Annotated in this window: 4 protein-coding genes; all 4 read left to right on the top strand. The window is 42.0% G+C overall.

Going from position 1 to position 2,651, the window contains the following annotated elements; genetic code table 11:
* A partial coding sequence (locus RYL27_RS11380; RefSeq protein ID WP_314967228.1) for a flavodoxin family protein occupies window positions 1-430 on the top strand: 430 nt, incomplete at its 5' end.
* A gap of 16 nt (window positions 431-446) precedes the next feature.
* Window positions 447-1,481 carry a macro domain-containing protein gene (locus tag RYL27_RS11375; RefSeq protein ID WP_314668153.1) on the top strand — a complete coding sequence of 345 codons (1,035 nt, stop codon included), beginning with the start codon at window positions 447-449 and terminating at the stop codon, window positions 1,479-1,481.
* A gap of 90 nt (window positions 1,482-1,571) precedes the next feature.
* Window positions 1,572-2,252 carry a vWA domain-containing protein gene (locus RYL27_RS11370; RefSeq protein WP_314967227.1) on the top strand — a complete coding sequence of 227 codons (681 nt, stop codon included), beginning with the start codon at window positions 1,572-1,574 and terminating at the stop codon, window positions 2,250-2,252.
* On the top strand, window positions 2,242-2,589 hold the full coding sequence (locus tag RYL27_RS11365) for a hypothetical protein (protein WP_007157930.1): 348 nt from the start codon (window positions 2,242-2,244) through the stop codon (window positions 2,587-2,589). Before RYL27_RS11370 ends, RYL27_RS11365 begins: the two co-directional genes overlap by 11 nt.
* The last annotated feature ends 62 nt before the right edge of the window (window positions 2,590-2,651 follow it).

Raw genomic sequence — 2,651 nt, 5'->3', positions numbered from 1 at the left:
CCCTGTAAATGACCTGGCAGAGAAGTTTGAAGCGGCAGATGCTTTGGTACTGGCTTCTCCGGTTTATTACGCTTCCGCAAATGCTACCTTGGTTGCCTGTCTGGACAGATTGTTCTACAGCACGCATTTTGATAAGACCATGAAGGTGGGCGCCAGTGTGGTTGTGGCAAGACGAGGCGGTTTATCCGCGACCTTTGATGAATTGAATAAGTATTTTACAATCGCGGGAATGCCGATAGCCTCCAGTCAATACTGGAACAGTGTTCACGGATGCGAAAAAGGGGAGGCGAAGGAAGACCTGGAAGGCTTGCAAACTATGAGAACTCTAGCCAGAAATATGGCCTTTTTGATGAAGAGCATTGCCCTTGGAAAAGAAAAATACGGCTTACCGGAGCAAGAAGAGGGGATAGCTACAAATTTTGTCCGATAAGGGAAGGGAGAAGACTATGCCCTTTCAAATCATCAGAAACGATATTACAAAAATGCAGGTGGATGCCATAGTGAATCCTGCTAACCCTATGCCGGGATATGCTGCGGGAATAGACAGTGCTGTCTATAAGGCTGCCGGGGAAGAAAAGCTTTTGCGGAGACGACAGGAAATAGGGGCTATTGCTCCCGGAAGCTCCTTTATTACGGATGGATACAATCTGCCTGCAAAGTATATTATCCATACTGTAGGAACGGCCTGGCAGGGTGGGAACTCAGACGAAGAAATAATTATAAGAAAATGTTACCGCAGTATCTTTAAACTTGCCCTTGAACATCATATTCTCAGTCTTGCTATCCCTCTTTTGGCATCAGGAAGCTATGGCTTTCCCAAGGGAATTGCTCTTAGGATTGCCCTGTCGGAGATAGAAAGCTTTATGTCGGAAAATGACATAAAGCTTTATCTTGTGGTTTTTGATGAAAAATCATATTCCCTATCAACGGAGCTCTATGGCGATATTGATGAATATATCAATAATCATTATGTAGAAGAAAAGATTTCGGAAGAGTATTCGGAATCATATGTTAGAGGCAAAAGTTCTAATGCTGATCCCGTTAGAGTGAGCTCTGTTTACGGGGCGCATATCAGTCCGGAAAAGTGCCTGGTTTCCGAAGTTCGAAGCTTGGAGGATGTGGTAAAAAATCTTGACAAAAGCTTTATGGAGCTGGTTTTCTCTTTTGCAGATCAAAAAGGTCTAAGCGATGTTGAAGTGCAGAAGAAAGCAAACCTGGACAGAAAGGCATTTTCCAAACTGAAATGCGGAACTACCAAGAATCCGAGTAAATCCACAGCGCTGGCTTTGGCTGTTGCATTGGAATTGAATCTGGATGACACAAAGGATTTGCTTTCAAGGGCGGGCTGGGCCTTATCTCCCTGCAGTAAGCAGGATCTTATTGTGCAATATTTTATAGAGCGGAAGGCTTATGATATCTATGAAATCAATCTGGCTCTTTTTGAACATGGAGAACAGCTCCTGGGAATGCAGGCGATTTAAATGTCGCCTGACAAGTGACCGAAAATAAAGCGGAAAGAGATAGGATACCCTCGTAACCATGCAAACAAGCAAATGATGGAGGGAATCACTATGAGAGAAAATTTAACGGAACTTGTATTTATCCTTGATAGAAGCGGCTCTATGGCCGGGCTTGAATCCGATACTATCGGCGGATTTAATGCCATGATAGAAAAGCAACAAAAGGAAGCCGGAGAGGTATTTGTATCTACTGTTTTGTTTGACGATGAGGCGGAAGTAATTCATGACAGAGCCCCTATTGGAAATGTAAAAAAGCTGACGGAAGCGGACTACTATGTCCGTGGATGCACGGCACTCTTGGATGCGGTGGGAGGAGCAATTCGTCATATTGGGAATGTTCATAAGTATGCGAGGGAGGAAGATAGACCTGCTAAGACTTTATTTGTGATCACAACGGACGGTCTTGAAAATGCCAGTAGAAAGTACTCCTTTACGGATGTAAAGAAGCTTATTCAAAGTCAACAAGAGAAGTATCATTGGGAATTTCTTTTTCTGGGAGCAAATATTGATGCCATAGAGGTTGCGGGAAACATGGGAATTAAGCGTGATAGGGCAGCAAACTACTACTGTGATGAGGTGGGAACAGCGCTTAATTACCGGGTTATAGATGAAGCTGTAACACGTATTAGAGAATGCAAGGTTTCGGATATGGAGACGATATTTGTTGGTGGTGCCTGGAAAGAGGATATTGATCGGGATTTTGAGAAGAGAGGAGAAAAGCATGAAATTTGATGAAAGTTTGCAGCAGTATGTTTATCAGTATGAAGACTTGATTTTTTCTTGGGATGAGGAGCCTAAAGAGGAATATATCAGTAAGGTGAAAGTTTTAGCAAAGAATTATAAAGATAATTTGGATCGAATAATTGACTTTATCTTACCTGAACTTAGAGGAATGTACGGAGATGTAAGCAAAGAAGATGTAAAAAATAATCTTGGGCAAGCTATCATTGACTATAACCAGGGAACAGTGACTTATTGTGACCAGAGTTTTGATGATTATCATATCTTTTCGTTTGAATTTTTAAATAATACATTTGAGAAGCTGGAACATTTTTCTGTTGACGGGTAAATAGCTGTATCGGAGGAAAACTATGAATCTACTGGAGTACATGAGGCGTAGAAATAAAATGA

Source organism: Oribacterium sinus, from assembly GCF_963537195.1.
Taxonomy (GTDB): domain Bacteria; phylum Bacillota; class Clostridia; order Lachnospirales; family Lachnospiraceae; genus Oribacterium; species Oribacterium sinus_A.
Note: the sequence above shows the minus strand (reverse complement) of the source record. Positions and strands in the feature narration are given on the sequence as shown.